The 25,122-nt window shown below is 59.1% G+C and carries 20 protein-coding genes and 2 tRNA genes; 9 read left to right on the top strand and 13 right to left on the bottom strand.

The window, feature by feature from the left end; translation table 11 throughout:
* Nucleotides 1-195: 195 nt before the first annotated feature.
* Entirely contained in the window at nt 196-2,793 is a 2,598-nt protein-coding gene (locus tag GOB94_RS10965) for a hypothetical protein (RefSeq protein ID WP_220464918.1), read from the top strand.
* Between the two features lie 70 nt (nt 2,794-2,863).
* Here the strand turns inward: GOB94_RS10965 and nusB are convergent, their stop codons facing one another.
* From nusB to GOB94_RS10940, 4 genes are all read right to left on the bottom strand, one after another.
* On the bottom strand, nt 2,864-3,304 hold the full coding sequence (gene nusB, locus GOB94_RS10960) for a transcription antitermination factor NusB (protein WP_182275955.1): 441 nt from the start codon (nt 3,302-3,304) through the stop codon (nt 2,864-2,866).
* Nucleotides 3,304-4,158: a 6,7-dimethyl-8-ribityllumazine synthase gene (gene ribH, locus GOB94_RS10955; RefSeq protein ID WP_182275954.1), complete on the bottom strand. Its 855-nt coding sequence runs from the start codon at nt 4,156-4,158 to the stop codon at nt 3,304-3,306. Before ribH ends, nusB begins: the two co-directional genes overlap by 1 nt.
* Nucleotides 4,159-4,187: 29 nt before the next feature.
* Nucleotides 4,188-4,469: a BrnA antitoxin family protein gene (locus GOB94_RS10950; protein WP_182275953.1), complete on the bottom strand. Its 282-nt coding sequence runs from the start codon at nt 4,467-4,469 to the stop codon at nt 4,188-4,190.
* Between the two features lie 316 nt (nt 4,470-4,785).
* Nucleotides 4,786-6,294, bottom strand: a complete 1,509-nt coding sequence (locus GOB94_RS10940; protein ID WP_182275951.1) for a sodium:solute symporter — start codon at nt 6,292-6,294, stop codon at nt 4,786-4,788.
* A 304-nt stretch (nt 6,295-6,598) separates the two neighbouring features.
* Here GOB94_RS10940 and GOB94_RS10935 point away from each other — a divergent pair, with 304 nt between their 5' ends.
* Together GOB94_RS10935 and GOB94_RS10930 are read left to right on the top strand one after the other, a co-directional pair.
* Nucleotides 6,599-7,396: an SDR family oxidoreductase gene (locus GOB94_RS10935; RefSeq protein ID WP_182275950.1), complete on the top strand. Its 798-nt coding sequence runs from the start codon at nt 6,599-6,601 to the stop codon at nt 7,394-7,396.
* 247 nt (nt 7,397-7,643) lie between these two features.
* Nucleotides 7,644-8,237, top strand: a complete 594-nt coding sequence (locus GOB94_RS10930; protein ID WP_182275949.1) for a TetR/AcrR family transcriptional regulator — start codon at nt 7,644-7,646, stop codon at nt 8,235-8,237.
* Nucleotides 8,238-8,327: 90 nt separating this feature from the next.
* On the opposite strand, the gene GOB94_RS10925 is transcribed toward GOB94_RS10930, so the two are convergent.
* The 6 genes from GOB94_RS10925 to GOB94_RS10900 form a co-directional block, all read right to left on the bottom strand.
* Nucleotides 8,328-8,930: a hypothetical protein gene (locus tag GOB94_RS10925; RefSeq protein ID WP_255483866.1), complete on the bottom strand. Its 603-nt coding sequence runs from the start codon at nt 8,928-8,930 to the stop codon at nt 8,328-8,330.
* 333 nt (nt 8,931-9,263) lie between these two features.
* Entirely contained in the window at nt 9,264-10,058 is a 795-nt protein-coding gene (lepB, locus tag GOB94_RS10920) for a signal peptidase I (RefSeq protein ID WP_182275948.1), read from the bottom strand.
* On the bottom strand, nt 10,055-11,008 hold the full coding sequence (gene rnc, locus GOB94_RS10915; RefSeq protein ID WP_255483865.1) for a ribonuclease III: 954 nt from the start codon (nt 11,006-11,008) through the stop codon (nt 10,055-10,057). The genes lepB and rnc overlap by 4 nt, the downstream gene beginning before the upstream one ends.
* Nucleotides 11,009-11,063: 55 nt before the next feature.
* Nucleotides 11,064-12,740, bottom strand: a complete 1,677-nt coding sequence (locus GOB94_RS10910) for a hypothetical protein (protein WP_255483864.1) — start codon at nt 12,738-12,740, stop codon at nt 11,064-11,066.
* Nucleotides 12,741-12,950: 210 nt separating this feature from the next.
* The gene (locus GOB94_RS10905; protein WP_182275947.1) at nt 12,951-13,670 is read right to left on the bottom strand and encodes a zf-HC2 domain-containing protein; all 720 of its coding nucleotides are present in this window, start codon (nt 13,668-13,670) and stop codon (nt 12,951-12,953) included.
* Nucleotides 13,667-14,362, bottom strand: a complete 696-nt coding sequence (locus GOB94_RS10900; RefSeq protein ID WP_182275946.1) for a sigma-70 family RNA polymerase sigma factor — start codon at nt 14,360-14,362, stop codon at nt 13,667-13,669. Before GOB94_RS10900 ends, GOB94_RS10905 begins: the two co-directional genes overlap by 4 nt.
* Before the next feature lie 261 nt (nt 14,363-14,623).
* On the opposite strand from GOB94_RS10900, the gene GOB94_RS10895 reads away from it, so the two are divergent.
* The 3 genes from GOB94_RS10895 (at nt 14,624) to GOB94_RS10885 (ending at nt 17,582) form a co-directional block, all read left to right on the top strand.
* Nucleotides 14,624-14,699, top strand: a tRNA-Ala gene (locus tag GOB94_RS10895).
* 228 nt (nt 14,700-14,927) lie between these two features.
* A complete protein-coding gene (locus GOB94_RS10890) occupies nt 14,928-16,121 on the top strand; it encodes a sugar phosphate nucleotidyltransferase (RefSeq protein WP_346265618.1) in 1,194 nt (397 codons plus the stop codon).
* 18 nt (nt 16,122-16,139) lie between these two features.
* Nucleotides 16,140-17,582: a phosphoglucomutase/phosphomannomutase family protein gene (locus tag GOB94_RS10885; protein ID WP_182275944.1), complete on the top strand. Its 1,443-nt coding sequence runs from the start codon at nt 16,140-16,142 to the stop codon at nt 17,580-17,582.
* A 34-nt stretch (nt 17,583-17,616) separates the two neighbouring features.
* Here the strand turns inward: GOB94_RS10885 and GOB94_RS10880 are convergent, their stop codons facing one another.
* Together GOB94_RS10880 and GOB94_RS10875 are read right to left on the bottom strand one after the other, a co-directional pair.
* Complete coding sequence (locus GOB94_RS10880; protein ID WP_255483863.1) at nt 17,617-18,663, bottom strand: LacI family DNA-binding transcriptional regulator; 1,047 nt, start codon at nt 18,661-18,663, stop codon at nt 17,617-17,619.
* 236 nt (nt 18,664-18,899) lie between these two features.
* On the bottom strand, nt 18,900-20,273 hold the full coding sequence (locus GOB94_RS10875; protein WP_255483862.1) for an alpha-L-fucosidase: 1,374 nt from the start codon (nt 20,271-20,273) through the stop codon (nt 18,900-18,902).
* A 304-nt stretch (nt 20,274-20,577) separates the two neighbouring features.
* Here GOB94_RS10875 and GOB94_RS10870 point away from each other — a divergent pair.
* From GOB94_RS10870 to GOB94_RS10860, 3 genes are all read left to right on the top strand, one after another.
* Nucleotides 20,578-20,669 (top strand) — tRNA-Ser (locus tag GOB94_RS10870).
* 673 nt (nt 20,670-21,342) lie between these two features.
* Nucleotides 21,343-22,053 carry a response regulator transcription factor gene (locus GOB94_RS10865; protein ID WP_182275943.1) on the top strand — a complete coding sequence of 237 codons (711 nt, stop codon included), beginning with the start codon at nt 21,343-21,345 and terminating at the stop codon, nt 22,051-22,053.
* A gap of 3 nt (nt 22,054-22,056) precedes the next feature.
* A complete protein-coding gene (locus tag GOB94_RS10860) occupies nt 22,057-23,442 on the top strand; it encodes an ATP-binding protein (RefSeq protein ID WP_182275942.1) in 1,386 nt (461 codons plus the stop codon).
* A gap of 400 nt (nt 23,443-23,842) precedes the next feature.
* Here GOB94_RS10860 and GOB94_RS10855 read toward each other — a convergent pair whose 3' ends face one another.
* Nucleotides 23,843-24,955, bottom strand: a complete 1,113-nt coding sequence (locus GOB94_RS10855) for a glycosyltransferase family 1 protein (protein WP_182275941.1) — start codon at nt 24,953-24,955, stop codon at nt 23,843-23,845.
* Nucleotides 24,956-25,122 lie beyond the last annotated feature (167 nt).

The raw sequence follows: 25,122 nt of genomic DNA, 5'->3' as shown, positions 1-25,122 counted from the left end.
ACTTATCACTCGCTTTCGGCCTCACCCTCCTTGCCCCATCCACGTCCAACCCCTAAACTGGTAACTCGGAGTGCGTAAGGTTGGCGGGAAAGACCGTTCAGCTTCAGTTCCGGTTGAGCGGGGAGGTTCTTAGTGCGGTTGTTTTCACGAAGTGCTGTGCGTTGGGTCAGAATAATTGGCTTGTGTCTTGCGTCGGTGAGTGCGCTCCCCGTCGGTCTTTCCGTCGTCGGCTGCGGTCATCACGCGGCTACCGTTGTCTATTGCAACGGCGGCGACTCCGGTCCGGCCACGGGTCAGATCGCCAGCATCTCTCTCTCTCCGACCCTCGCCACCACCGGCGAATCGCTCAACTACACCCAGATCGGCTCGGCCCTCTCTGCCACCGCCATCGACTGCAAAGGCGCCTCTGTCAGCGTCTCCAAGTGGATCTATGCCACCAGCAATATGGCCGTCGCGGACATCAACCCCTCCACCGGCCAGGTCTGCGCCGGCATCTGGAACCGCAACACCGGCGGCGGTATCCAGGACTACACGGTCTGCCAGCCCTACGCCACGCCGCCCACCCAGGCTCCCACGATCACGCTCTCGGTCCCTGCGGCCACAGGCAGCCCCGTCAACTATACCTATACCGCCGCCAACCCAGGCGCGCTCCAGTTCATAGGAGGCACGGTCACATCCATCACGCTGACCGACAGTGGCGTCACGACCACACAGACCATCACCTCCGGCATCCTCGCCGTGCAGAAGAACGACGTCGTCACCGTCACCTACACCGCGGCTCCGACGATCAACTTCATCCCCAACGGCTCCCTCGCCTACGTCACCGCCACGGCCGAAGGAGGAGGCGGTGCTACCTCCAACGGCATCGCTATCTACGTGCATCCGGTCGTCACGGGCATCGTTCTCGGCGGCGCCACGGCCTCCTGCACCACCGACCCCGGCACGGATTGCTGCCCGAATAACACCGTCGGCACCAGCCCCTCCGCCACCACCGGCGTCTATACCGCCGGCAAGTGCCTCTCGCAGGGCCAGACGGGGCAGCTGGTCGCTCGCATCTACGCCAACGGCGGCACCTCGCCAGCGGACAACGTCACCTGCTCGGTTGGCCACATCAGCTACTCGCCGCTCAGCTCCGGCATCGTCACCATCGACGAAAACGGCATCGCCACCGCCAACCTGCCCGGCAGCACGCTCATCACCGCCAACGTCTCGAACTCCTCCACCGCCACGCAGTCAGGCTTCTTCTCCACCTGCCCGCCAGCCAGCATCACCCTTCAAACCCCCACGGGTGCCACCAGCGCCACCGTTGGCCCCAACAACCTGCTGCCACTCACCACCGTCGTCAAGGACACCAACGGCGTTACGCTGAACGGCCTCAGCCTGGAGTTCCAGTCCACCACGCCGCAGACCATTCCCGCAGCCGTCGGCTCGGTCACTCCCACCTATCCGGGAACCGCGGTCCTCACCGCCGTCTGCCTGCCCGGCAGCTGCAACCCGGCGCCCTTCAGCCAGATCGGCCTCTTCGGCAACGGCCAGCCGATCACCTCCAACGGGGTCACCATCACCGCCCCCGGCACGGCCAGCGAAGTGATCTACATGGGCAGCACGCAGTCCCAGTACGTCACACCGCGCGACTTCACGCTCGGCCAGATCAGCTCGGCCATCAAGCTGCAGTACGTGCCCAACTCCATGGTCATCACGCAGGACGGGTCGACCATCTACCTCGGCAGCTCCCAGGGTCTTCAAACCATCAGCACGGCTACCAACACCATCGGAGCCGTAAATGAGAACGTCCCCGGCACCGTCCTGGCCGTCTCCCCGGACGGTTCCACCGTCGTCGTCACCGACCCCGTCCGTCAGACCGTCTCGCTCTACAGTGCCTCCAGCAGTGCTGTCATCAGCAGCTACGGCGGCGTCGCCAACAGCGCCAGGTGGTCGCCAGACTCGCAGACCGTCTACATCACCCTGCAAGGCAAGAATCAGATCCTCACCTATTCCGCCTTCACCAACTGGGAAGAGACCACTCTCGACGGCAAAGACCAGGCATACACCGATGCCGCTGTGATGGTTCCCAGCGTCGGGGCCTTCTTCGCCGGCCAGTACACCGAGGCCCGCAGCTACTGCCCCGTCGGCACACTCACTGGCACAGGCACGCCGCAAACTGTGGTCAACAACTTCGCTCCTCTGGCGAGTGAGTCGTCCGCGCCCACACCCACCGACAAGCTTGCCGCGACCAACGATGGCCTGCACATCATCGGTGCCACCGCCTCCGGCACACCCACCCTCACCGACGTCAATCTAAGCGGCACCGTAAATCCAACAGCCCCCAAAACTAACCCTGAGCAGGCTGCCTGCCCACCCGCAGGCACCGCGCTCCCCACCAACTACTTCCCCACCACCTTCACTACCACACCGCTTACCGGTATCACCGCCACGGCCATCACTAAGGTGATTCCGGAAGCCAACTCCTCTCTGGCCTTCGTCACCTACTCCGGCTCCAGCGGCATCCTGCCGGAGTACATCCCCTCGGCCTCCGGTGCTGGCACTCTCGTTCCCATCACCCTCGGCAACGGAGCCACAGCAGCCTCCGCGCCGATCTCCGGCGTCTTCTCCACCGACGGCACCACCTTCTACGCCGGCACCTCCGGAGACAACCAGGTCCATGTCTTCACCATCAGCGGCACCACCGCTACCGAGACCAGCGTGCTCACTCCAGCGCTGCCTCTCGCCACCGGCACCGGTACCGCTCCCATCGACCTGATCGCCCAGAAGCCAAAGAAGACCCTCAACTAAGAAGCTGTAGCAAGTAGACACAAAGAAGGCCGCCCAATCGGGCGGCCTTCGCATTTCTACTCCCTACTCCCTATTCCCGATTCCCTGTCTTTTCCAGCCTCTGCTGCAACAGATCATGCCCAATCGCATCCAGCACGCCATTCAGAAAGTTCATGCTCTCTGGAGCGGCATAGCGGCGCGCAATCTCCAGCGTCTCATTGATCACCACCGCCGCCGGCGTCTTCGGAAACCCCAGCATCTCCGCCGTCGCCGCGCGCAACAGGTTGCGATCGACCGTCGCCATGCGCTCCAGCCGCCAGTTCTGCGCATGCTTCTCGATCAGCTTGTCCACCTCATCCTCGCGCGTGGTCGCCAGCCGATGAATGTCCGTCGCGAACCCCCGCGTCTCATCGTCCACATCTTCACGCGACTCCCAGAACAGCTCCTCGACCTCCTCGGGCTTCTGCTTCCCGAGGTCCCCCTGAAACAGCATCTGCATCGCCAGTTCACGAGACTTACGCCGCGTCCCCATTACTTGCTCACCCCGGCAATCTTCTCCTGGATCGACGCCATCTCGATCGCCGCGATCCCAGCTTCAAAGCCCTTGTTCCCGGCCTTCAGCCCGGCACGGTCCAGCGCCTGCTCCAGCGTCTCGCACGTCAGCACGCCGAACGCATGAGGCACACCCGTCTCCTGCTGGCTCTGCCCAATCCCGCGCGACACCTCGTTGTAGATCGCCTCATAGTGCGCCGTCTCGCCGCGCAGCAGCACACCCAGCGTGATGATCCCCACAAACCGCTTCGTCTCCGCCAGCGTCCGCGCCGCAGAAGGAATCTCCCACGCCCCCGGCACGCGCACAATCTCAATATCTTCGCGCTTGCAGCCCGACCGCATCAGCGCATCCAGCGACCCCTGTAGCAGCCGATCAGTGATCACCGCATTCCACCGCGCCACCACAATCGCAAACTTCTTCCCCGCAGCCGAGAGGTCACCCTCAATCGCCACCGGCTTGCCATGCAGCGGATTCTCCGACTCCCAGAACCCCAGTTCAACATCCCCCGCAAGCTTCAGCACAAACAGCCGCGAGTTCCAGTGCGTCGCCGCGACCTCACCCACTTGGCTAGCCGGATACTTCGCCACCCACGCCTTCACCGCCGTATGCACAGCCTCTAGCTGTGTCACCTCAACCAGCAGCGTCGGCACTGCGGGCGCGCGCCCTGTAATGAGCTCCAGGTTCCCCAACGGCGCAAGATATGCCGCACCCTTGCCAGTACCATCGTCCCAGCCCTTGCCATTCTCAAACCCTAGCGCGCCGAACAACTCATTCAGCTGCGACCATGCCTCTTCCGTGGCGACCTGCGCCACTGCTGTCAGTCCCTTAATCATCTCTCCATTGTAGCGTCAGCCCACCGAACCTACACCGAGCGCCTATGTGCATCCACATACGCGCGCAGCACCGCATTCATTCGCGTCAAGTGCCCCTTGCCATGCTCCCGAAACCACTCCACCACATCGCTATCCAGCCGCAGATGCACCGACGTCTTCCCCGCTGGCACCACCACCTTCGCGTTCTTCCAGAATTCCGCTCCCAGCGACTCCGCCTCTGGTGCATTTGGGTCAATGGGGTCCTCCCCTCTACGGCGGATCTCATTGACCTCACTCAACGAACGTCGCACGATAGTAGAACTCTCGCTCATGTCTGTTAGCCCTCTGTACGCTAATGATTCGGAATTGCTTCGGCCCACGTATCGTGTAGACCACCTTCAACACCATCGTCTCGACTCGACCAAGCGCGACATATCGCACCTCACCATAATCTTCTCGATCATCCATCTGCTCCACGGTAGGAGAGTTGAAGATCGATGCGCCGGTATTGAACGAAAGCCCGTGCTTAATTCGGTTCGTCCGGTCCTTCTCATCGTCCCACTCAAACTGCAGATCATTCTCCGCCAACGAACACCTCTATTATGGCTACAAATGTGTACACAATCAATACGGCGTCCAAACGCCCTTCTACGCGTAGTCCTCCACCACCGTCGCATCGCTGCCCTCGCCGGCCTTCGCCGCGCGCAGCGCCAGCGTCAGCGCCCCGCTAACCGCAAGATTCAACAGCAGCGCGGGCACCGCTGCATACATGGCATACGTGCTGCCAAACAGGTGCAGCGGGTACACCGAGCTCTTCAGCCCCAGCGACCACGCCATCCACGTCCCGCAGTACATCCCCGCCACCCATCCGCACAGCAGCGCCCACGGATTCAGCCACCGCGTAAACGCGCCAATCACCACCGCCGGAAACAGCTGCGTCATCCACACCCCACCCAGCAGCTGCAGTTGGATCGCATACGTCACCGGCAGCGCCAGCACAAAGTACAGCGCACCGAACTTCACCGCCAGACTCACCAGCTTCGCCACCGTCGACTCCTGCTTATGCGTCAGCGGAGTCCGCACAAACCCACCCAGCACGTTCCGCGTAAACAGGTTCGCCGCCGCAATCGACATGATCGCCGCCGGCACCAGCGCGCCCACCGCAATCGCCGCCAGGCAGAACCCCGCAAAGCTCTCCGGAAACATCTTCAAAAACAGCAGCGGCACCGCAGCGCTCGTATCCTTCGTCTGCACGCCCGCCGCCAGCGCAATGTACCCCAGCAGCGCGATCATCCCCAGCAGCAGGCTATACGCCGGCAGCAGCGCCGCATTGCGCCGCACCACATTCGCATTCTTCGCACTCAGCACCGCTGTCGCCGTATGCGGATACAGCATCAGCGCAATCGCGCTCCCAATCGCCAAAGTCGAGTACCCCAGGTACTGCTGCGGCCGCAGCGCAATCGACCCCGCCGGTTTATGCGTCGCCAGCGCCGCGCTCGCCACCGCAAAGATGTGCGCATACCCGCCCAGCTTGATCGGCAGATAAATAATCGCGGCAAACACCATGATGTACAGCATCAAGTCCTTCACCACCGCGATCACCGCCGGCGCCCGCAGCCCGCTCGAATACGTGTACGTCGCCAAAATCACAAACGCGATGATCAGCGGCATCTCGCCATGCAGCCCCATCGCCTCAAACACCACCTTCATCCCCACCAACTGCAGCGCAATATACGGCATCAGCGCCAGGATGCCCGTCACCGCAATCGCCAGAGCCAGCCACCGGTTCCCATAGCGCCCGCGCACAAAGTCCGCCAGCGTCACATAGCCCTTGCGCTGGCACACCCGCCACAGCCGTGGCATCACCACCATCATGTACGGATACGCGATCACCGCATACGGCAGCGCAAACATCCCGAACGCACCCGACCCATACAGCAGCCCCGGCACCGCCACCACCGTGTACGCCGTATACAGGTCCCCGCCCATCAGGAACCACGTAATCCACGTCCCAAAGCTGCGCCCGCCCAGCCCCCACTCATCGAGCGAGTGCATCCCGTCCACCGGACGCCGCCACCGCGCCGCCCAGAACCCCGCAAAAGTCACTAAGAGAAAGAAGACGCCGAAGATGGCGAGAGCTGTCCAGTGCACTGTCATGATTACTTGCCAGTGTACAGATGCCGCACCCCCACAGAACGTTCCACAAACTCCAGCAACTGGACTTCACAAAAATCCTCGCCCATAAGGATTGGCATCTCGAGCCCATAAGGATTGTCATCTCGACCGGAGCGCAGCGGAGCGGAGAGATCCCCGCATTTTGCGGGACCCACCACAAACTCTGAGCAAACCGCACTCCCTCGCCCCCCCCAAAACCTTTTCTGAATCTCTAGACCAACCAGTCTACTCTAAGTCCATATGTGAGGCGCTCAACGCCTCCCAAAACATCTCAGGAGATCTCACCATGTCCCTCTCATCCAAAGGCACCGCACTCGTCACTGGAGCATCCACCGGCATCGGCGCCGTCTACGCCGACCGCCTTGCCAAACGCGGCTACGACCTCATCCTCGTCGCCCGCAACCAGTCCAAGCTCAACGAAGTCGCCACCCAGCTCGCCTCCACCGGCCGCCACATCGAAACCCTGCAAGCCGACCTCAACACCTCCGCAGGCGTAGAGACAGTAGCCGCCCGCCTGCGCACCGACACCTCCATCACCGCGCTCATCAACAACGCCGGCGTCGCTGCCACCAGCAAGCTGCTTGACTCGAACATCAACGACCTCGAGTCCATGATCTACCTCAACATCACCGCGCTCACGCGCCTCGCACTCGCGGCAGCACCCGCCTTCGTCGCTCGTGGCAACGGCCTCATCATCAACATCGCCTCCATCGTCGCCCTCGCGCCGGAGCTCCTCAATGGCACCTACAGCGGCACCAAGGCCTACGTCGTCAACTTCTCCCAGGCGCTTCGCAATGAGGTCGCGGACAAGGGTGTCACCGTCCAGGCTGTTCTCCCCGGTGCCACCGCCACACCGCTCTGGGCGAAAGCTGGCCTGCCCGTCCACAACCTTCCCGCGGAGATCGTGATGAGCGCGGAAGACATGGTCGACGCCTCCCTCGCCGGCCTCGATCAGGGCGAAGCCATCACCATCCCCTCGCTGCCCGAGATCGCCGACTGGGAGAAGTTTGAAGCCGCCCGCAAGGCGCTCGGCCCGAACCTCTCCCGCCGCGAGCCCGCCGCCCGCTACGGCATTACCGCATAAAAGCCGCTGACACTTGGCGCTTTGAAGGCGGCTGAAACGCCGCGCTTTGAAGGCGGCCGATGTCGGGCGCTTGATAGAGCGACTGAGGGGTCGCGCTTTGAAGGGTACGAGCTTTAGCTCGTACATCAAACCCGGCTATCGGAACCCGGCTTTAGCCGCGAAGGAAATGTCAAAAGTGCGCGGCCTTCGCAACTCGCTTGCGAAGGCCGCGCCTCATCCGTAGAACTGAAGGAGCAAAGGAGCCATCATGGCGACACAAACCACGCGCGACCACCTCATCGACGTCGGCGTCACGCTCATGCACCGGAATGGCTACCACGCCACCGGCCTCAACGAAATCCTCGCCTCCGCCCAGGTTCCCAAGGGCTCTTTCTATCACTACTTCGGCAGCAAGGAGGACTTCGCCGTCGCGGTCCTCGAGCGCTACGCCGCCCGCGTAGGCGAGCACTGCGAGACCGTGCTGAGCGATACCAACCTGCCGCCTCTCAAACGGCTAAGACGCTACTTCGCCGAGCTCATCAAGATCTACGGCCAGAAGGGCGATATCCCAGGCTGCATGGTTGGCAAGTTCAGCCTCGAAGCCGCCGATCACAGCACTATTCTCCGTAAGCACCTCAGCGGTTCCTTCAACCACTGGCAGCATGGCTTGTCCGCAGTGCTCCGTCAGGCGCGCGATCAGAAAGAGCTACCACCCGACGCCGACCCCGATTCGCTTGCAGGCTTCCTCATTAACAGTTGGCAAGGCGCTCTCCTGCGCTCACTGGCGGAAAAGAGCGACGACCCGCTGAAGACTTTCCTGCACTACACATTCGACAGCCTGCTCAGCCACAAATCAAACTGAAGCCGAATCTAAGAACCGGTCGAGCAGAACACCCTTCTTCGAGCATTCTCTACTCCCTATTCCCCACTCCCTATTCCCTGCCTTACCGCCTTACTCCAGCTTCCCCTCCGTAGGGTCATACACCTGCACGCCCAGGTCGTTCAGCAGCGCAATCGTCTTCTCCAGGTTGCGACGCACCATCGGCTCGGCGTTCGCGGGCGTATGGTGCGCCTCTTCCACCGCCACTACGCGGCCATACGGCCACGCATCCGCAGGGATCGCCGCGACCGCGTCGCCCAGCTGCCCGTCGGCGATGTTCAGCTCCACCCGCCGCGCCGCCTCCGGACGAAACATCCCGCCCACACCGATCGTGCTTGGGTTCGAGTCCGCCCGCGTCACATGCAGCTCCACCATGTTCGCCTGCACCGTCAGGTACGGGTTCTCCCAGCTCTCAAAGCTGTGGATCGCCATATAACGGTCCTTCGACGACACCGGGATCTGCTGCAACTGCTCACGCTGGTCTTCCAGCTCCGCCCGCTGATCGGCCTTCTGCTGCGGAGTCGCCGCCGACGCACTATGCGCATGGCAACCCATTAAAGACACACCCGCCACCGGCGCCACCGCCAGCAACACCGCCAAACTGATCCCACGAGCTCTCACCACCCCAGCATACCAAGCCTTCACCACCACACTCACCTCTCTTTTCTCGACCACCAGCAGCTCTTACTCTGGGCAAAACCCTGTCAACCCCCAAAATCGCCAGCCACCTCGCAACCCCAACAAACCAAGTCACTAACGCCACCAAACGATAAACATACTCATAGTTCCAGCCAGCTATACTGGAAGTAGGAAGAAATCTCACAGCTCAGGGCTGACAGCTCAGGGCTCAAATCTGGATGTTTTTATCTACGGCGAGCTAACCCTTTTGCCAGCAATATCATACCCATAACCATATAAAGAATGAGCCACTTACCCCCGGGATCACCCCGTAAGTCGCTGATTCTGCTGGATACCTCCGCTACATAGGGGAGGGGGGAGGGGGTATCCCTATCGCGGCACATGGAACGAGTGCCACTCGGCGCGCACATGGTTCATCGCGCCCGCCGCATCCTCGGCCTGCTCGGTAAAGTACACCAGCAGCGGCCGGCCGATCACCGCATCCTGCGGCACGAACCCCCAGTAGCGGCTGTCCTCGCTATCGTTCCGGTTGTCGCCCAGCACAAAGTACTCTCCCGGAGGCACCACCAGGTCCCCCCCGGGAGGGGTCTTCCGCAGTGCCAGCCACCAGTTCGTCTGCACGTTGTCGTCCGGAAACTCCCGCTGCGAAGGAAACTCATCGCGATAGTTGTTCGCCCGCGACTTCGTATAGATCGCATACGGCTCATACATCTGCACATCGTCGATGTACACCTTGCCGTGGTGCAGGTGTAGCCGGTCTCCCGGAACCCCGACCACGCGCTTCACCAGCGTCACATCCGGATCGACAGGATAGTGGAACACGATCATGTCGCCGCGACGGATCTTCCCCGGCGGCAGCATCAGCCGGTCCAGAAATCCCGACGGCGCAAACACCTGCTTGTCCACCAGCAGAAAGTCGCCTACCTTCAGCGTCGGCACCATGCTCTCGCTCGGTATCCGCGAAGGCTGCACCGCGAACGTCACGATAAAGATCGCCACCACCATCGTCTCCAGCAGGTTGCGGAAGACCGTAAACACCCCATCGTGCGAGTACACGCGGTCCACTTTCACCCGCCGCACCCTCGGCTGTGCTACCGCCGCGGACACCACCTCAGACTGCGGCAGCACCGCGGCCATCAGCTCGGTCTGCAGCGGCTCGCTCACATCCTCACCTCGCTGGCTGTCTCACTCTCCTGCACGGCCCATACGGCCAGGGCTAGCTCTGCCGCACGCTGCTGCGCCTCTTTCTTGCTGCCGCCCTCACCTTGTGCCAGCACGCGCGCCTCACCCTCATGCTCCAGCTGCGCCTCCACGGTAAACCGCTTCAAGTGCGGCGGACCGCTCTCGGCCACATCCACATACCGCAGACGCCCCGCATTGCTCGCCTGCACGCGCTCCTGCAGCAGCGTCTTGTGGTCACGCAGCGCCCGCCCCGCCTCGGCCTCCACCGCCGCGCGCATCGCCGGCAGCTCCGGCTGCACCAGGTACCGCTCCGCCAGCCGCTGGATCGCCGCCAGCCCATCGCGCCCGGCCGCACGCGCATCCAGATACACCGCCGCGAGCACAGCCTCTGCTGCATTGGCCACCAGAGCAGGCTTGCTGCGGCCACCGTTCTGCTCCGCGCTCTTGCCCAGCCGCAGGGTTACATCCAGCCCCAGTGCCTGCCCCATCTCCGCCATGCGCTTCCGGCTCACCAGATTGGACCGCAACCGCGTCAGGTCGCCCTCGCTGCACTGGGGAAACTCCCGGAACAGCGCATCCGTGATCACCAGCCCGATCACCGCATCGCCCAGGAACTCAAGCTGCTCGTTGTCCGTGCCCGGCGCGTTCCGCTGGTCGCGCTGCTCCGGGTGCGCAGGCAATATCACCGCCGGGACCCCATGCCGCGCCTCATACGTGTGCGACCGGTGCGTCACCGCCAGCTCCAGCAGCTCCGGCCGCACGAACTCATACTCCAGCCGGCCCTCCAGCTCCATCAGGTCCACAGCGGGCAGGCGTTCGCGGCTCTTCACCGCCACCTTGCTCTGCGTCGTACGCGTAGCATCGGGCTTCGCCGCCCGCTTCCGCGCGGCAGCCTTCGTCGTACGAACCGGTTTCGCTGGCCCAATATTCATGGCTCTACTGTACGAGAGTGCCCCGCTGCCTGTGCAGCCAACCTTGCCCAAACGGTTACTCGTTCGGTGCGTTCGGCTTATAGGCCTGCTTCTCGGCCTTGCCAGTCGGGTCGAAGTCCTTGTCGTCGTCCGGCACCGGCTTTGACCCTACCCGCTGCGGCAGAGCATACGGCTTCGCAACCCCGGCCTCCGCCGCCTGCCGCGTGTCCGGCCGTCCGTCCCTCACCTCCAGAGCTGCCTTGTACTCCGCGACCGCCTTGTCCCGCTCCGGCGCGGTCTCGATGTCGTACAACCGCCCGAGGTAAATGTGGCACCACGCCAGCGTCCTCGGGTCATGGCTCAGTGTCAGCGCCGTAGAGAACTCCTTCTGCGCCTTCTCCGGGTCGCCCTGCATCAGGTCCACCCGGGCCAGCACATAGGTCGCCCGACCGTGATCGCCCTTCGGGTCTTCCAGCGCCTTGTCTGCCAGGTCGGCGGCGTCATCGGGATTGCCCTTCAGCAAGTCCACCTCCGCCAGGTCCATACCCTCCAGCTTGCGGGGCGCCGCCACCGGGCGCAGGGGATCCGCAGGAGCATTCTTCACAAAAATGATGCTCTCCGCATGCTTGCGCTCGCGGTCAACGTCCATGCCGTAGATCATCGGAGCGATCTCATCGCGCAGGCCATCGCCGTTGTGCTCCATCACACCCAGCGTCTGGTAGAAGTAGCCTGTCATCGTCCAGCCCTGTTCCTCATCGCTGGTCACCAGCTTCTGGCGCGCCAAGGCCGTCTCTTTATCATAGATCGCCATCAACGCCTGATACTGGTCCAGCGTCTCGCGCGCCTTTGCGCCGGATGGCTTCTGCGGCTTTGGCTCGGCGATCACGTAGGTCCGCGCCTCAATCGCCTTGATCAGGCACTCCGTCAGCAGCGCTACCACGTCGCTCTTGTACGAGAACTCCAGCGGCGCATCCTGCACCCCGCTCAGTAGCGGCTGAATGCGCTCCATCGCCGACCCGCGGCTGTACACCATCGGCTCCACCACATAATGCAGATAGATATGCCGTATCTCATCCATCCGCACCGGGTCACCCGTCGCCCGGTTGTCCGGCGACGTCACAATAATGTAGTCGCTGCCGTAAACACGCGCATTGGTCAGGTTCGGCGAGAACATCGGCTCCAGCAGCACCAGAAATCGCCGTCCGTCGTAGCTCGACACCGGCTGATGCAGATAGATGTTCGTATTGAGAATCATCTGCGTCATCGGGTCATGCACCCGTGCTGTCAGCGCCTCGTATTCAGCGCGATGCTTCAGCCAGATGTAGTGCAGGTCGATCTGTTCGGCAAAATCCCGTAGCAGAGGCAGGATATTCACCACCGCGGCAGCCTGTGGCGGCAACTGCGTCTCATCCACGTTCGGCGTCAGCTCAGGTGGCGGCGAAAGATATAGCGCCAGCGAAACGTACTGCGCAATCTCCAGGCCGAGGTCATTCAGGTGGTGCTTATCAATATAGTCACAGAGCCTGTCGCGGCTCCCGCGTGCACTCTCAGAGCCCGCCAGCGCCGCATTCATATCCGCCCGAACCTCCGCCCGCACTGGCGGTGATTTGTCCAGGTCAGCGTCATAACCGCAGGTATTCAACGCCGCAGCCAGTTGGAACAGCGGCTCGCTCACCTCCAGCGTCACAGCGGAGCCACCCGGCTCAATCTGGGCCGCCCGCGGCCGCGCCACCACACCCGGCTGATCCTGCACCTGACTGCCTGGGCTCGAGGATGAGGACGACTGCGAGGAACTCGACATCGTCGACGAGGACGGGTTCTGGGCAAGCATGGCCGGCGCAACTGGAATCAGTAGCGCAAGCGGAAGGACGAGAGTGTTACGGAAAGTCACAATACGGTTTCGACGCACCGTTCTAGTCTAAAGGTAGCTGGGGATAAGGCGCTGCGGGGAGTTTTGGCGCCCTTATCCGTGCACCGAGACGCCGGCATAGGTCAGCACGACATGCCCCGGAACGGGCACGCCGAAGACCGTCGCTGGGCGGAACACGCTCGCCAGCAGGTTCTGCTCGAGTTGCAGCTTCACCCTCTGGTCATCGCCGGGGCCCGCAAGCACCGTGTAGTCATACACACGGCCTGCCGCATCTACCTTCGCCTCTACAACAAGAGGAACGTCATGGTCCGTCGCGATCGGCTGAGGAGGCACCTGCGAGTAGAGGTATCGCGGCGCGCGAAGGTCGGCCAGGCCATCATCATCGGCCTGCACTGCGATCGGCACCGCAAACATCCACCCCAGGCCGACAACCAGCAACATCGCCAGCGCCAGCCCACCGCTCACACGCACAGCCAGCGGCCCCAAGGTACGATCCCACGCCATCCGCAACCGCCCTGTCCAAGGTAGATGCGCGCCCCGCGCAAATTCTGCTGCAATCGCAGCACGCAACTGTGCCTGCAGGCGCATCGGCGCATGCGCCGAACCAACCTGCGCAAGTGCACTCTGCACATCACGCCAGGCAGCAAACTCCATCGCGCAATCTCCACACAGCTCCAGATGGTCCGAGAGCGCAGCCATATCCACACCGCTCATATCGCCATCCAGATAGGACGAAAACGACTCGCGCGCCCACGCGCACTCCTCATCGTGGATAAGGTGCGGCAACATCTCGAACTTCTCTTCGCAGCTCATGCTTTCACCACCTGCGCTTTCACCGCCGACGTCGGCTCGTTGGGTGCGGTCGTAGTCGCACCGGTCACCGTACTTTCGTTCCTCCCGTCCTGCACAAGGGCCTCCCGCAACGCAGCCCGCCCGCGGGTCAACCTGCTTTTCACCGTACCGAGGTTGACACCCAATATCTCGGCGATCTCCTCATAGCCAAACCCTTCCATCTCGCGAAGAACCACCACCTCACGGAAGGCTTCGGGCAGCACCTGCAGGGCCAAGGTGATCCGTTTCTCTAGCTCCATGTTCGCGGCACAATCGAACGGTGAAGCCTGGGTACTTGCAAGAGCGTCCGCCAGGCAGAAGGTCTCACCTTCTTCATTCTCCAACGGAGCATCGATGGTGAGCTCCTGCCTCTTATGCCGGCTCCACCAGCGCCGCTGATTGCTGGCCTCGTGCAGCGCAATGCGGTAGATCCACGTCCGCAGGCTAGAGTCGCCATGAAAGCCAGATATGTTCCGGAATACCTTGACGAACACCTCTTGCGTCACATCGGCAGCATCGACCGGGTCGCGCAGACTGCGCGCCATCAGCGAGTAGACCGGGTGGCTGTACTGAGCAATAAGCAGCGCAAAGGCAGCCTCAGAGCCGGCCTGCAGCTCCGCAACGAGGTCTTGTTCCCCCGCCCTGACTCCAATTGCACTTGCGAGATCGCTCATCGACAACCTCTCCGAATCTTTGGCCCCGAAACACCAGCAAAACGATATCTGGCGCCGGTATCGTTAAAGTAGGCTCTTGTGGCCTAGCCTGTCCAGACCTGCGCAATCCGTCAAGAGAGCTGGAACAGCGACCGCCGGCGGCCCGAGTGCTCGCTCACTCTGAATGTATAGACACCGCAAGGCATAGCTTTGTTCCTGCTCAGGTTTGACTTACCACTCATCATCCGCGAAAATAGAAAAGTTGTCCCCCACCGAATAAGTGGGCCTGTGGCGCAGCTGGGAGCGCGCTTCCATGGCATGGAAGAGGTCATCGGTTCGATCCCGATCAGGTCCACCAATTTCCTAACAGACGGTTGTCGGCAATACATGCCCTTTCCGCATCCCCTAAGCGGCTTACGTGGATATGGCAGCTGCCTGCGACGAACTTCAAGAACATATGAGCCTGACACTGCTTTTCGGCCGTCCGAAAGGTATGATTCTTTTCGCATGTCCGTCATCTGCATCCTATAACGCACAGAGACTACGTTCTGCCATCTAGCACCTGCCGGTAGAATAAAGAGTCGGAATGACATGGCGGCACTTGCGAAGCCTACACCGCAAGGTACGAACATTGTCCGAAAGAGGATTTCGTATGCAAAGGCCTTTTACTGCTGTTGTTTTGGCTGGGGGGAGTGGGACGCGGTTCTGGCCCAGGAGTCGGCGCAGCCGGGCCAAGCAGGTACTGCAGTTGGACGGCGAACGGACGATGATTCAGCAAACCGTAGCGCGCCTCGAAGACATGATGCCAGGCCACGATGTCTGGGTCATCACCAACGATTTCCTTTACAAGACCATTGAAGCCCAACTGCCCGATGTGGCAAAAGACCACATCCTGCGTGAGCCCGAGGCAAGAAACACAGCGCCGGCATGCGCATTGGCGGCATTTCTTCTCCTCAAGGAGAGCCCGGACTCGGTCATCGGAATCTTTCCGTCAGACCACACCATCGGCAACGTGGCACGCTTTCATATGATTCTACGGGCCGGCATCAAGCTGGCTGCGGCCGGCCCTCGCATGGTTGTGCTCGGTGTTCCCCCTTCGCGCCCCGAAACAGGTTACGGCTACATCGAGATGGGTGAAGCCGCGCCCCCAGTGACAATTGGCGGCGAGGCTATCCCCGTTCGTCGCGTAAAGCGATTTACCGAGAAACCTGACGAAGCTCGAGCCAAGAGCTTTGTCCGCTCAGGCCGTTATGCCTGGAACAGCGGGATGTTTCTCTGGAGCGCCAGGACCCTAGCGGACGCCATCTGCGAACACTCGCCAAAGATGGCTCCGCTGCTGCAGAGCATCGCTGCCGCCTGGGGCACTCCTCAATTTGAATCGGTCTTCGCAGAGCTTTATCCCCAATGCGAGTCCATCTCAATTGATTACGCGGTCTTGGAGCCACGCTCTGCCAAGGGCGAAGTCGAGAGTGAGTTGTACTGCCTGCCTGCGGACTTCGCATGGAACGATCTCGGCTCATGGGCAGCTTTGCATGAGTTTGTGTCGGAGTGCAAGGAAGTACAGAACGGAAACGTGGTCGAGGCGGAGCACCATGTGCAAATCAACTCCTCAGGCTGCTACGTCTACTCCCCGAATAAGACCGTCGCGCTGGTCGGCGTAAAGGATCTCGTTGTGGTTGAGACAGACGATGCCACTCTTATTACTACGCGCGATGGATCGCAGGATGTCGGCAAGGTCGTTGCAGAATTGAAGAGTGCAGGCAAGATGCACCTGATCTAAACCAGGAAAGTACGATCAATGAGTGAAGCAATTTCGATGGTCAAGTTTGGCACAGACGGTTGGCGTGGGATTATCGCTGACGACTTTACCTATGCCAATGTCCGCGTCGCCGCGCGAGCGATCGCTCATTACGTGCTTGAGCACGAGAACCCTAAAGCCGGCGTCTGCATCGGCTATGACACTCGTTTCGGCTCGCGGTCATTCGCAAAAATCGTTGCTGAGGTGATGGCATCAGCGGGCATCCCCGTCGCCCTCGCAAGCAAAGTAACGCCTACGCCGGAGTTGAGCTTCGCAGTTCGCGGGCGCAAGGCGGCCGGTGGCGTCATGATCACATCGAGCCACAACCCCGCTGAGTGGAACGGAGTAAAGTACAAGGCAAGCTACGGTGGCTCGGGTAAGCCTTCAATTATCGCGTCGATTGAAACATACCTCGGCAAGGAACTGCCTCAGGCTGCTCACCCGGCAGCGATCGAAGAAGTCGACTTCTCCCCCGAATACATCCACGCCCTCGAAGCGTTCGTTGACCTGAGGATCATCAAAGCCTCCGGATATCGCTTCCTTATCGATACGATGTATGGCGCGGGAAGTGGCTACATCGCAGGTATCTTTGAGCGTGCCGGAGTCCCTTACGCGACCATGCGGAGTGAATACAACCCGGCCTTCCCCGGCATCAACCCTGAGCCGATCATGCCTCACATTGCCGCCACACGCGAAGTAGTTGTAAAGGAAAAGTGTGCGGCAGGGCTGATCACAGACGGCGACGCAGACCGCATCGGCGCTGTCGATGAGCACGGAAACGTTGTAGATGCTCATAAGATTTTCGCGGTGATCCTGCAGTGGTTATTGACTCGCAAGGATTGGCCTGGCGACGTGACGCGCGCTTTCAATACCACTAAAATGCTTGACCGTATCGCTGCGAAGTACGGAAGAAAGCTGCATGAGCATGGCATCGGCTTCAAATATGTCTGTGATCTCATGCTGGAGCAGAACATTCTCATCGGCGGCGAAGAGTCAGGCGGAGTAGGTATCAGCAAGCATCTGCCTGAGCGTGATGGCCTGTTGAATAGTCTTCTGCTGGCAAACGTCATGGCCGATGAGCATAAGACCCTCGGTGAGCTTGTAGCGGCCCTTCAGGCAGAGTACGGCGAGCACCAATATGGCCGTATCGACATGCACATCAACGACGCGCTAAAGGAGTCCGCGATCCGGCGAGCAAAAGCGGGACTGAAGGACATCGCAGGATTGAAGGTGCTCAAGATCGAGACTTTGGATGGCATCAAGTTCTTCCTCGAAAATCCCACCTGCTCAGGAAAACCGAACGCAGCAGAGACATGGCTATTGCTCCGGGCTAGCGGCACAGAGCCTTTACTACGCGTCTACTGTGAGAGTTGCAGTCAGGAGAGCGTGCAGCAGGTACTGAGCGCAGCACAAGCATTCGTAATGGCTGGGGAAACAAGCTAAATCGCACTACGTGCGATAGTGCGTACCTTCCGACCTACTTGCGCGATGACCTCACTCGCGCGCTTGATTCACGGACGATAAGCTCAGGCTCAATCTTTGATAACTCAGGCACTCTGCCCCCCGACAGCTTCTTAAGAAGCAACGATGCGGCTACCATGCCCATCTCCTGTAACGGCTGCCTAATTGTTGTCAGACGCGGCGTATAAAACTCCGCTGACATGATGTCATCGAAGCCAACAACGGATACATCGATAGGGACACGGAGTCCTGCATCATGCAGCGCCCGGATCACGCCGATCGCAGCCACATCATTGAAGCAAAGCACCGCCGTAAAATCGCGTCTGCGCATGAGTAGCTGTTGTACGCTGCTGTATCCGAGCTCCGGCGAATGGCTGTGACGGTCAAGATGCATCGTGAGCTCCGGCGATACCTGCAGCCCCAGCGATCTGGCGACGCGAAGAGTTGAGCGCCAACGGCTGCGCGCATCGGAGCTGAAAAGCTGGCCGCGCATGAAGGCTATCTTCCGATGGCCCAATTGATAAAGATGACCTAATGCCAACTCCGCCGCCCGCTCATGGTCCAGCGCCACGTTCGCAACGCCAGGAACGACGGTGTGTGCAGCAATGGATACCGCAGAGCATGGGGGAGCTTTTTCGAAGTGAGTGTCGATGAACAAAATGCCTTCTACGCCGCGTGAGACGAGCAATCCTGGGTACTCTGAAACGAGGTCGGCCTTATGGCGATGATGCGCGGTAAGAAAAAAGTACCCATCCTTCATCAAGATATCCGCAGCACCGCTCAGGACCTGCGAGTGATAACCATCGCTAAGTTCTGGCAACAGAATCCCCATCGTGAGTGACCGTCGCCCTTGCAACGAGCGGGCAATATGGCTCGGCTGATATCCAAACCGCTTTGCCGCTTCGCGCACGCGCTGCCTGGTCGTCTCAGGTATCGAACGGTTCGGCGCGTCATTCAACACGAACGACACCGTAGCAGCGCTCAAGTCGAGATACTCAGCGAGCATCTTCAAGCTGACAGGCCGTATGGGCTTCTCTAATGAAGCTGAGCGTTTGGTTGCCATCGATATCTCTGCCAGTCTATTGCAAGGGATTCCGTCTAACAACGAAACAAAGTACGCCACTCGGTACAATCCGCCCTGTGGCCGGTTGAGATCTGCGGCAGGACATTCGAGGCCATGCGAGAATCTCGCAACCAGGTATCCGCTTTCGCGCTATAAAGCGACCGTGCGGACAGTGGAGATATTCACAGTCATCACTGCCCATTCCGGTTCGTCTTTCGTAGAGGCACTGCGAGTCCTCAGATGTTCACTCCGCCACGCGGCTTGCTATTACGGACAAAATCCGTATTCTGAGTTGGCTCGCCATCGCACTCCAATGCAATTGTTGTCACCGGCGTATCGGGCGCGTCTACAGGCAACCCAACCAGATGAACTCGGTATGGATCCTGCGTGAACTTCACCTCTTGATTGGTCTTCAATAGGCGGGCGGACTTTACCTTCACCATCAGGCCCGAGATCGCCACGTCCGAGCCCGGCCAGAAGTGCACATGCATATACAGCGTATTGCCCGTGCGGGTAAAGGACGCATAATTGGAACGCCGCGGTTGGCAAAGGTCGGCTTTATAGATCGCGTCCCCATTGGTGGCCATCCACTCGCCAACCTCTGAAAGCACACGAATCGACTCCTGAGGCACCGCCCCATCAGGCTGCGGACCAATATTCAGCAGGTAGTTTCCACCATCATGTGCACAGGTGATGAGATTACGAATGACCGTCTTCGAGCTCTTCCAATTGTCGTCAGCCCGCTGAAAACCCCAACTGTCATTGAGCGTCATGCAGCTTTCCCAAGCGCGCCCGTTGGTCTCCGCTACAATCTTTTGCTCTGGCGTAGAGAAATCACCGGTCAGATGGTTCCGATTGTTCACAATGATGTCCGGTTGAAGCTCAAAGACCATCTTGTTCATGCGCTCTGATTCCCAACCCTCTGCATCGAGTGGCCACGCCACGTCATACCAAAGCACATCTACTTTCCCATAGTTGCTCATCAACTCCCGAATCAAGCCATGCGTGTATTCCACGAACCGTTTCCGTGCATCTTCATCCGTTGCGCACTTGGCCCCATCCGGATGATGCCAATCCATCAAGGAGTAATAGAAGCCCACACGCAGTCCTTCTTCCCGCGCCGCGTCTACATATTCGCGTACGAGGTCTCGGCCTGGTCCCTGCTTGGTTGCGCAGTAGTTCGTAAGCTTCGTATCGAAGTTGCAAAAGCCCTCATGATGCTTCGTCGTCATCACCATGTACTTCATCCCCGCAGCCTTGGCCAGTTTGGCCCATGCTCTAGCCGAGTGCGGTGCCGGATCGAAGACTTTCGCTAGCGGTACATACTCTGCCGTAGGAATTGCTTCGTCCTCCATCGCCCATTCATGGCGTGCATGTTGGCTATAGAGTCCGAAATGGATGAACATTCCGAACTTCGCCTCATGCCACCATTTCATTCGGCGCACTTGATCCGGCGTAGGCGCAACCGGCCCGGAGTTCCGGTTCTCCGGAGCGGCCGAAGGAGCGGCCGTTTGCGCCCCGAAAGAGTGGCCTGATAATGTTGCCAGGGTAGATGACGCTCCCCCAAGGAGCATCTTGCGACGAGTCAGCTTCTGATTGCTTGCTGTCATTTTGGAATTCATCTCCATTATTGGGCCATTTCAAGCCAGATTCTCGCTGAGGCATAGTGCCCTTGGACAGCTACACATCAGCCTTTCACTGCAGAACGTCTCGAAAAGTGCCCCCATAAAACGCGTAAATGTCCTCTCGATAGTCCCGCAAATCGTATCGTCTGGACAAAATCGATGTCAATGTTATTTTCACTAATTGGATAATATTTTCGCCAAGAAAATACTTAAATGAAACATCCAGGAGGAGTGCTCAATCTCTCTGCTCTTTCCTGTCCGCTGACAATGCAGTAAAATAGTGCATGCAGGAGAGTTGGCAGAGCCCGGTTGAATGCACCTGACTCGAAATCAGACATAGTCGCAAGGCTATCGGGGGTTCGAATCCCTCACTCTCCGCCACTTCTGTTTAAAAGCCCTCAGCGATTGATAAGCACTCCGCCTAAACCGCCTTCGTGCAGGAGGCAGGATGTGCGGCCATGAACGGACAGGGATAGGCGGCACACTCTCAACCCGCTGTTTTCTCTCGCAACCAGTGGAAGCAGTGCGGACAAGTCCATCGGCGCCCCAAGCCCGGGCTCCAGTTCCGAGCCTGCCTCATCGAACGGCTAGCGACCAGATGCCATCGCCGTAGCAGCCTCCATGGCGCTTCTTCATCCTGCTATGCGAGATGCTCCCATGAGAGCGCAATATACCTTCCCCTGAGCTGCCTGAAACAACCTCGCCGCTCTAGCTGGCTTATAACTCGACTGGCTCGAAAGGGTGGCCAACTCCGGGAAATATCCGGTGGATAGGACCAGTGCACACATAAACTGCACGAGCGCCAACGTCACCAGCAACTCCCACTCTTTGAATCGAAAAGCCTTCCGATAGCGCATTCTTTCACCTCCGACGCCCAAACAGCAGCGTCCGGTACGGCAATACATCTCCAGCAGAACGCATCGGCCATGACCGTGCGGCCACATCGCGTAACGTTTTGTAATATTTTGTCACTGCCGCCGTGACCATTCTTTACAGCTAATTCCGCAGCTATTGCCGCCGCCGGAGTTACCCTGATTGAGGACGAACACGAACGATGGAAGACATTCTCCTGATCGACGACGATGTGGAACTGTGCGAGATGCTGACCGAGTATCTCGGGCGCTACGATCTGCGCGTTTACGCTGTCCACCGTGGAGACGCCGGGCTGCAGACCGCACGCAGCCGCAGTTGGCCCATGATTCTCCTGGACGTGATGCTGCCTGGAATGGACGGCTTCGAGGTCCTCAAGCAGATCCGCACTTTCTCTCGGGACAGTGTATTGTTGCTCACCGCCCGGGGAGAAGACGTTGACCGCATCGTTGGCCTGGAGATGGGAGCGGACGATTATCTCGCAAAGCCCTTCAACGCACGCGAACTGCTCGCGCGCATCCGTGCCGTCCGTCGGCGCAGCGAAACGGGAGTGGCAACAAACGAATCGGACACCCTTGTAGTCGAAGACCTGGTACTTGACCCTGCCTCACGAACCGTTAGGCGGGCTGGCAAGCAAGTCGAACTCACTGACGTCGAGTTTGCGCTGCTCAAAGTACTCATGCACTCTCCAGGCAGGGTGGTAGACCGCGAAAGCCTCGCGCAGGATGTGCTGGAGCGCAAATTCAATCCATTCGATAGAAGCCTCGACATGCACGTCAGCCGGCTCAGAAAGAAGTTGGCCAGCGACGGCGGCGGCGAAGAGCGTGTCAAAACGGTGCGCGGAACAGGCTATCAACTCGTCCTGCGTCGACCACTCCCAAGCGAACGAGGCTGATGCATGCGCGGATTGTTCTTCAAAATTTTTGCGATCTTCTGGCTGGCCCAAAGCCTCATCTTCGTGATCTCCACGACATTCATTGTGAGGCAACGCTTCCCAAGTCCCAACATCGTCTCGGACGCACTCGACAGCAACCTGCAGCACGACGGAAACGTGGGACTTCTCGCATATGAGCAAGGTGGCTGCGCCAGCTTTGCAGAGAACGGCAACCGACATGAACCCTCAGGAGCGATGCTCCTACAACCAACCGGAAACGTTGTCTGTCGCACGTCGAATGCCCTCTCACTGCCTGGCTTGCTTGCTCACTTTCCCAATCGCGTTGAGGGTAGGAGGGTCGGCGCCTCTTACGTCTGGCTGGTTCCTGTACTAGCCCGTAACGACAGCCACTACGAGTACGTTTGGTTTCAACCCCCTCCTTCTTCGAAACGACGGGAGCGACATTGGAGCCTCCTTCACTACGCATTCCCTCAGCTGCCGGTTGCTATCGCGATAGGCGGGTTGACGACGTTCGTGTTGGTGCTGCTCTTTAGCCGTCCACTCGTCCGTTTACGACGAGCCGCTCGCGAACTTGCACAGGGCAACCTTTCTGCACGTGTCGAGGAGCCACCGTCGAGTGCCCTGCGGTCTCACTCCGACGAGTTCCAGGGGCTTGTCCACGACTTCAACCACATGGCCGAACGGCTGGAATCGCTTGTTGGCGCGCAGAGGCTTCTGCTACGAGACGTGTCTCACGAGCTTCGTTCACCGCTTTCGCGACTGAGCGTTGCCCTGGAGTTGGCTCGTGAGGATGCGGGCCCGGAGTTGGGAGAGCATCTGACGCGCATTGAGCGCGAAGGAGAGAAGCTCAATCAACTCATCGGTCAGCTTCTCACGCTCTCGTCCATGGAAGCTCGTGATGGAGTCTCCGCCTTTAGATCCCTTTCACTCAACAACCTCTGCAAGCAACTACTTCCTGACGCAGAGTACGAGGCGCAGCGACGTCCTTGCCAGGTACGCCTCGTGCAGAATGCTGAATGCACCATCATGGGCGACTGGGATCTTCTTTATAGAGCGATTGAAAACGTTGTGAGAAATGCGATTCGATACACTGCACCGAATACCGAGGTTACGATTCAACTACGCGCAACGGCTGCAGAGGAGGGACACAGTGCCGTGATCGAAGTCACCGACTGCGGCCCCGGCATTCCGGATGCGGAACTGGAACACATCTTTCGACCTTTCTACCGTGTCGATGAGGCGCGAAGCTCCGCCACAGGCGGCTTTGGTGTCGGACTTGCCATCACCGAGCGTGCAGTGCGACTACATGGCGGTACGCTGCGTGCAGTCAACCGTACTGAAGGCGGGACTTCTATCGAGTTCCTCTTTCCCCTCAAAGTTGAAAACTGAAAACCTAGCAACAACAGAGGCCACTCTGTAAATTGCGGGACAATACTTTTGATATCCACAAACATCCTTGAGTCTGCCATGCATTGCCAGATTTACTTCTATAGTTCTGATCGAATCTACTTCAGTTGCCCCCTACAGCCTGGACTCCTCTCGGCTTTGTCACTCTTTACAGGGTGCATCAGGTATTTTACAAACCCACATGCGAACCCATTTTGTCAAGTATTCCATCCACCGCACCAAGCACACAATATCGTAACTTACGCCACCGCTCACCGCGGACAAGAGCTGTCTCAATCGGCCCCTTCAATGCGATCTGCACGATGTAACTATGTTTGATAATCGATAATACTTATACGGGACAGTCGAGTCAGACCGTAACCTCCGTGCCCTCTTTATTGAGTCAAGCTCTACCACCTGATTGTACGGCTAGAATTACCTTCCACACACGTAGCGCACTGTCTCGATTTTCATATCGCGTGGTAAACCTCTTGAAACGTATGGCGTTTCCTTCATCTTCACGAAGATGAATCGCATTTTGAACTTTTGCCACCATATCTTCTGTACTGTGAGGATCGCATTTCAGAGCAACTTCCCCGCAAACCTCTGGTAATGATGCACAATTAGAAATGACCGTAGGGCATCCCAAAGAAAGCGCTTCAAGCGGAGGCAAGCCAAAGCCTTCGTAAAACGAAGGAAATATGAAGGCCCCAGCGTTTTCATACAGCGAGCGCAGTTCCGCATCTGTCACAAATCCAATATCCTTCACGAGGGACATGTCCAGTTGCTTCATCTTTATCCCATGCTGCCCCACGCTGACGCCGGTCTTACCTACAAGCGCCACATCAATACCGGTAGACGCTAGTCGGTCCGCCGTCCGTAGAATGCCTGCAAAATTTTTATTAGGGGCTGATGAACCAACAGCCAGCACATAGCCATGCTTTCGGAGCGAGTATCTCGCCAGAATCGACTTATCGCCAGGTACAGAAGCGAGATATTGAACGCCCGGGTATGCAACCGTTATTTTATGAGGGTTGGATTTGCAGTAATGTGTAATTTCTCGTTTTGAGAATTCAGAAACAGTCATAACATGCGCCGCAGTTCGGGATAGCACGATCGACAAAAAGCAATACCAAAGCCGATAAGCGATAGGACAACCATCGGGATAAGCGAAGACGATAGCATCATGAATGGTCAGAACATTGCGAGGGTGCAGAAGCGGTGCGCTCCCGCTGGGGCTATATAATACACCTCCCCAGCTATAAAAGGGCAACTCTAACTGCTCCCATGCGTGGCCAGTAAGCCACCCAACTTGGCGGACGGTCATCTTTCTATAGGCAACATCGACCTGAACTGATCGCGGAACCAGGATCTCGATTTGGCCAGAGTATTCAGATTCAGCTAAAAACTCATCCAATGCAGACAATATTTCTCTGCCGTATCGTGGCACCCCAGAAATGGCCGCGCCGAGAAAACGTCCATTGATATATACCGGTTGCATTTTTCCTCGAAACATTCAAGCCATCGCCTTCGTTTTACTAAAGCAAAAGGGGATTAATCCAGTACTTCAGCCATATTCAGTCATCGTTTTGCGTGTTATCACTTGCCTTTTTCACGATGAACTAAAAGGCACAATACTTCTCGATAGTGCTGCGCAGGACGCATAGGTCCCTTGGACTTTCT

Origin of the sequence: Granulicella sp. 5B5, assembly GCF_014083945.1 — a bacterium.
Classification (GTDB): domain Bacteria; phylum Acidobacteriota; class Terriglobia; order Terriglobales; family Acidobacteriaceae; genus Granulicella.
This window is presented reverse-complemented; position numbering and strand designations above follow the sequence as displayed.